Origin of the sequence: Mesorhizobium sp. M2A.F.Ca.ET.037.01.1.1, assembly GCF_003998075.1 — a bacterium.
GTDB lineage: Bacteria > Pseudomonadota > Alphaproteobacteria > Rhizobiales > Rhizobiaceae > Mesorhizobium.
In genome coordinates this window covers 1-4,996 of sequence record NZ_RZSA01000468.1, presented here as the reverse complement: position 1 = coordinate 4,996, position 4,996 = coordinate 1, and the positions used below count along the sequence as shown (strand labels likewise).

General features: G+C 66.3%; 6 protein-coding genes. 4 read left to right on the top strand and 2 right to left on the bottom strand.

Annotation, left to right across the window (positions count from 1 at the left end; genetic code table 11):
• Both EOA27_RS21645 and EOA27_RS21640 read right to left on the bottom strand, forming a co-directional pair.
• On the bottom strand, nt 1–677 hold a 677-nt coding region (locus tag EOA27_RS21645; RefSeq protein ID WP_145970458.1), incomplete at its 3' end, for an SDR family oxidoreductase.
• Nucleotides 678–692: 15 nt separating this feature from the next.
• Nucleotides 693–1,427 (bottom strand): SDR family oxidoreductase, encoded by a 735-nt coding sequence (locus EOA27_RS21640; RefSeq protein ID WP_189342631.1) that lies wholly within the window; start codon nt 1,425–1,427, stop codon nt 693–695.
• 109 nt (nt 1,428–1,536) lie between these two features.
• Here EOA27_RS21640 and EOA27_RS21635 point away from each other — a divergent pair, with 109 nt between their 5' ends.
• The 4 genes from EOA27_RS21635 to EOA27_RS21620 form a co-directional block, all read left to right on the top strand.
• The gene (locus tag EOA27_RS21635) at nt 1,537–2,430 is read left to right on the top strand and encodes a LysR family transcriptional regulator (protein WP_126080805.1); all 894 of its coding nucleotides are present in this window, start codon (nt 1,537–1,539) and stop codon (nt 2,428–2,430) included.
• Between the two features lie 256 nt (nt 2,431–2,686).
• Complete coding sequence (locus EOA27_RS21630; RefSeq protein WP_245466906.1) at nt 2,687–3,826, top strand: transporter substrate-binding domain-containing protein; 1,140 nt, start codon at nt 2,687–2,689, stop codon at nt 3,824–3,826.
• A complete protein-coding gene (locus EOA27_RS21625) occupies nt 3,823–4,407 on the top strand; it encodes an ANTAR domain-containing protein (RefSeq protein WP_126080803.1) in 585 nt (194 codons plus the stop codon). Before EOA27_RS21630 ends, EOA27_RS21625 begins: the two co-directional genes overlap by 4 nt.
• Before the next feature lie 9 nt (nt 4,408–4,416).
• Nucleotides 4,417–4,996, top strand: a 580-nt coding sequence (locus tag EOA27_RS21620) for an ABC transporter permease (protein WP_145970457.1), incomplete at its 3' end; no start/stop codon positions are given.

The window sequence follows — 4,996 nt, the reverse complement described above, 5'->3', positions numbered from 1 at the left end:
TTCAACGCCTGGTCGTCGACGCCGGCGTAAGGTCCCGACCAATAGGCGGCGGCGCGTTCGGTATCGGCGGGCTTGCCGGAATGGGCGAAATGCTCCGTGCCCTTGGTGAAGGCGCCCGGCACCACGATGCTCGTCTCGATGCCGAAACGGGCAAGCTCCAGCGCGTAGCTCTGCGCCAGCGCATCCATGCCCGCCTTGGCGGCGAAATACGGCGCGAGGAATGGCGGCGTGCCGCCGCGCGTGCTGCTCGATCCGACCCATATCATCAAGGCCCGGCCAAGCGAGCGCATGGCGGGAAGGACTGCCCGGTTGACGCGCTGGGTCCCCAGCACATTGACGTCATAGAGCTGCGCCAGTTGCTCCGGTGTGAAGGCCTCGGTCGGTCCGAACACCATATGGCCGGCATTGTGGATGACGACATCGATCCTGCCGGCTTCCGCGAGGATGGTTTCCACGGCCGCTTCGATCGACGGTTCCGACAACACGTCGAGCGCGATGGCGCGGATCGCCAGGTTCTCCTCGCGGGCCAGTCTTTCGACCTCGGCCGCCGGGGCGCCGCCCCGCCCCTGCGGATCGCGCATCGAGGCATAGACCCGGTGGCCGGCCCTGGCGAGAGCCTTCGCGGTCATGGCGCCGAAGCCGCTCGATGCGCCGGTGATGAGAATTGTCTGCTGCATGGTAGCCTCTATCCTTCAGATCGCGCCGCCATTGGCGCGGATGATCTGGCCATTGACCCACTGGCTGTCCGGGCCGGCAAGGAAGGCGACGAGCCCGGCGATGTCGTCGGGCTGGCCGAGGCGGCCGAGCGGGATGAGCCTGGTGATTGCCTCGATCTGCGCGGCGCTCTTGCCGTCGGTGAAGAGTTCGGTGTCGACCGGGCCGGGCGCGACGGCGTTGACCGTGATGCCGCGCGGGCCGAGCTCCTTGGCAAGGATATGCGTCATCGCTTCGACGCCGGCCTTGGTCGCGGCATAGACGCCGTAGGCCGGCTGGTAGAAGCCCACGACACTTGAAGAAAAGTTGATGATACGGCCACCATCGTTCAAGCGCGTTGCAGCTTCGCGCATGCCGCGGAACGTGCCGCCGAGATTGATGGCGAGCTGCCGTTCGAATGCAGCGTCGTCGGTGTCGGCGATGGGCGACAGCCGCATCATACCGGCATTGTTGACGAGGATGTCGGCCTTGCCAAAGGCCTTTTCAGCCGCGTCGAACAAGGCGGCCATGCCGGTCGGTTCGCCGATGTCGGCCTGGACCGCGAGAGCGGTGCCGCCGGCAGCCTCGATGGCCGAGACGACCTCGCCGGCCGCGTCCTTGCCGCGCGTATAATTGACGATAACGGCGATGTCGTCCTGGGCGAGCCGCTTGGCGATCGCGGCGCCGATGCCTCTCGATGCGCCTGTCACGATCGCGGTTCTTGTCTTTTGCATGATCGGTCTCCGTTCGTTTGTTTGGTGTGGAGCCCATATAGATCGCCCTGTCTTCCGGATAATCGGCCGGCTATTGACAGCAGTATTCGAATAGAGCGAACAATTGGCCATGGATCGATTGGACAGGATGCGGCTGTTCGTGCGCGTGGTGGAGCGGCACAATTTCACCGCGGCCGCAGCCGATCTCGGCCTGCCACGCTCGACCGCGACCGAAGCGATCCAGCAACTGGAGGAGCATCTGGGGGCAAGGCTGCTGGACCGCACCACGCGCCATGTCGCCACGACGCTCGACGGGCAGGCCTATTACGAACGCTGCCTGTCGATCCTTGGCGAGGTGGAGGATGCCGAGGCCGGGTTCCGCAGCGCCGAGCCGCGCGGCCTGTTGCGCATCGATGCGCATCCGCTGCTCACGCAGCGCTTCCTGCTGCCGCAACTGCCGGCCTTCCTCGAACGCCATCCCGGCATCGATCTGCATATCGGCCAGGGCGACCGGCTGGTCGACCTGGTGCGCGAAGGCGTCGACTGTGTCATTCGCGCCGGTGAACCGCAGGACAGCGGCATGATCATGCGGCGGCTGGCGATGGTCGCCGAGATCACCTGCGCCAGCCCAGCCTATTTGAAACGCCACGGAACGCCGGCATCGCCCGAGGCGCTGGAGGGCCACCAGGCCGTCGGCTTCGTTTCTTCCCGGACCGGCGATGTCCTGCCGCTGGAGTTCACGATGGGCGCCGGCCTGCGCCAGGTAACGTTGCCGGGCCGGGTCCGTGTCAACAATTCCGACACCGCAGCCGAGCTGGCGCGCCTGGGCTTCGGGCTTCTGCAGGCGCCGCGCTACCGGCTGGAAAAAGACTTGGCTGACGGGACGCTGGTCGAGGTTCTCAAGGATTTCCCGCCAACGCCGACGCCGTTGTTCGCGCTCTATCCGCAGAACCGCCAGCTCGCGCCGCGGCTGCGCGTCTTCCTGGAATGGGCGTCCCGCATCTTTGCCGAGGCAAGAGTGTAAACATCGGCGGCGTCACCGCTGAAAACCGTGGCGGCTTTGAGCGAGCCGGTCGCTTGATGGGCAAACCACCAAGCCATTGTACCCATTCGCGCGCAGGACCGTTGACAAGCCTGCGTCCACTCGTGTTCTATTTCGCAAGCGCACAATTTCCCGCGTAACACATCGCGTCCGGCATTGCCGGGCAAGGGCAGCATGGCCTCGCCGCGTCTCGTGAAAGCATGGGATGCGTGTGGGGCCTTTATTTTTTGAGGTCCGGGTGAAGACGTTCAGGGTCGGCATCCTCTATTCGACCACCGGTCCCTACGGGGCGATCGGCCGCGACTGCCGCGCCGGCGCCGAATTTGCCATCGAGGAGCTGGAGAAGGCCGGCAGCGCCGTGCGCATCGAGCCGGTCTTCGGCGATCCGGGCGGCCAGCCGGAGCGTTACCTCGATCTGATCCGCGCCATGCTGCGCGACGACCAATGCCGCAATGTGATCGGCACCATCACCTCCCTGTCGCGCAAGGACGTCATCCCGCTGGTGGAGAAATATGACGGGCTGCTCTGGTACATCTGCCCCTACGAAGGCTTCGAGGCCAACGAGAACGTCATCTACACCGGCGCCTGCCCCAACCAGCATCTGATACCGCTGTTCGACCACATGCTGCCCCGCTACGGCAAGCGCGTCTATCTCGCCGGCGCCAATTATGTCTGGGGCTGGGAGATGAACCGGCTGGCGCGCGAGCTTCTTACACGCGCCGGCGGCGAGGTGCTCGGCGAGCGCTATTTGCCGATCGAGGAGACCGATGTCGGCCTGCTGATCGCCGATCTGGAGCGCCACCGGCCCGACTTCATCTTGAACAACATGATCGGCCCGTCAAGCTACGCCTTCCTGGCGGCTGTGCGCCGGTTGGCGGATCGTGATCCTGCCTTCGCGCCGGAACGCTGCCCGGTGCTGAGCTGCGACCTGACGGAATGCGAGCTCGGCGAGATCGAGCCGGGCACAGCCGTCGGCCAGCTCTCGACAGCCTCTTACTTCGAAAGCCTGGCGTCGCTAGAAAACCGGATTTTCAAGCAGCGCGTCGCCGCCCGTTTCGGCGCCGGACGCCGCGTCTCCAGCTTCTTCGCCGGCGCGTATGCGGCGGTGAAGCTCTGCGCCGAGGCAGTCACCGAGGCCAATCGCGACGACCCCGCCAGCGTGCGCGGCTTCCTGCACGCCAACCCGAGGCAAACCGTGCTCGGACCTCTCGCCATCGACCCGCGCACCAATCATGCGGCCCTGCCTTTCCATCTCGGCCGCATCAACGAGCAGTCCGGCTTCGACGTCATTGCCTCGCATGGCGCGATCGTCGCCGATCCCTATCTTGTCGGCACGCTGGCCAGCCAGCCCGTCCCGCATCTGAGGGTCGTGCAATGACGCGGACGCCGAATTTCGTTTCCTGGCGCGCCGCGATCCTGCATCGCGCCGACGACAACATCGAGCGCCTGAAGCGTCAGCTCGAACGTCTCGGCGTGACCGTTCTCGTGCAGTGGAAACCGCTCGATCTCGCCGAAACGCCAGCTGACATCGTCCTGGTCGACGCCGACCAGGGGTGGAATGATCTCTTGCCATGGGACGGGGACGAGGCGCCCGTTCCGGTGGTCGCGCTGCTCGGTTCCGAAGCGCCCGGCCGCATCGCCTGGGCGCTGGGCAAGGGCGCCGGCGCGCTCATCGCCAAGCCGGTCACCGCCTCCTCGGTTTATCCGGCGCTGGTGCTTGCCACGCACGCCCACCATGAGCGAACCGCCGTCAAGGCGCGCATCGCCGGCCTGGAGGAGCGTCTGCGGCTGAGACCGATTGTCTACGACGCGATGCGCTCGATCATGGCCGCGCAAGGCGGCGATGAGGCCAGCGCCTATCGCACGCTCTGCCGCCTCGCCATGCAGCGCCGGCTCACCGTCGAGCACGTCGCCGCCTCCATAGTTGCCGGGCATGAGCCCGTGCCGCGCGCGATGTAGGCCGCTGGCATGCGGGTTCTGCACGAACTGACAAGACGGCCTTCCGCCCTTTTCGGGCTGATCGTGGTCGTGCTCGTCCTGCTGGCGGCAATCTTCGCGCCATGGATCGCGCATTTCTCGCCGGACGACCAGCTTGCCGACGGCCTGTCGCTCGAAGGCGCGCCGCTGCCGCCTGGCGGGGACCATCTGTTCGGCACCGACACGCTCGGCCGCGACCTCTTCGCCCGCGTGCTGTTCGGCGCCCGCACGTCGCTGATCATCGGTTTCGTCGCCAACGGCGTCGCCGTCGCGATCGGATTGCTTGTCGGGCTGCTCGCCGGCTATCTGCGCGGCGCCGCCGGCAACCTGCTGATGCGCTTCACCGACCTGATGATGGCCTTTCCGGCGCTGCTGCTCGCCATCGCGCTCGCGGCGCTGCTGAGACCCAGCCTGTGGATCGTCGCCATGGTGATCGCCCTGGTGAACTGGGTGCAGGTCGCCCGCATCGTCTACACCGAAACGCGCGGCCTGGTGGAACGCGACTTCATCGTCGCCGAGCGTTCGCTGGGCGCCGGCAATGGCCGCATCATCCTTCTGCACATCCTTCCCC

Excerpts from the sequence above, each read along its gene's own strand:
- EOA27_RS21640 (WP_189342631.1), bottom strand. The coding sequence starts at position 1,427 with ATGCAAAAGACAAGAACCGCGATCGTGACAGGCGCATCGAGAGGCATC.
- EOA27_RS21635 (WP_126080805.1), top strand. The coding sequence starts at position 1,537 with ATGGATCGATTGGACAGGATGCGGCTGTTCGTGCGCGTGGTGGAGCGG.
- EOA27_RS21625 (WP_126080803.1), top strand. The coding sequence starts at position 3,823 with ATGACGCGGACGCCGAATTTCGTTTCCTGGCGCGCCGCGATCCTGCAT.